At 68.2% G+C, this 440-nt stretch carries 1 protein-coding gene; it reads left to right on the forward strand.

Annotated features, from left to right (window positions below; translation table 11 throughout):
* A partial coding sequence (locus tag POF73_RS45940; protein WP_272125504.1) for an AbfB domain-containing protein occupies positions 1-429 on the forward strand: 429 nt, incomplete at its 5' end.
* Positions 430-440 lie beyond the last annotated feature (11 nt).

The following is a 440-nucleotide window of genomic DNA, read 5'->3' on the forward strand; positions in this document are numbered from 1 at the left end:
CTAGCCCGCTGGCCCAACACCCCGGCCCAGCGGCTGCAGTCGTTCAACTTCCAGGACCGCTACGTGCGGCACGCCAACTACGACGTACGCATCGATCCCGACGTCAGCCCCGCCGAGGACGCCAAGTTCCGGCTGCGGCCCGGCCTGGCCGGCACCGGCACCGTCTCCTTCGAGTCGGTCAACCACCCCGGCCACTTCCTGCGCCACGCCAACTACGACTTCCAGCTCGCCCACAACGACGGCAGCAGCCAGTTCGCCCAGGACGCCACCTTCCGGAAGGTCGCCGGCCTCGCCGACTCCACCTGGTCCTCGTTCCAGTCCTACAACCACCCCGACCACTACATCCGCCACTACGCCTACCAACTCCGCCTCGACCCGATCACCACCGCGACAGGACGCAGCGACGCCACCTTCCGCGTGACGAACTGACCCGACACCGA

It is taken from the genome of Streptomyces sp. HD (assembly GCF_028369295.1).
GTDB lineage: Bacteria > Actinomycetota > Actinomycetes > Streptomycetales > Streptomycetaceae > Streptomyces.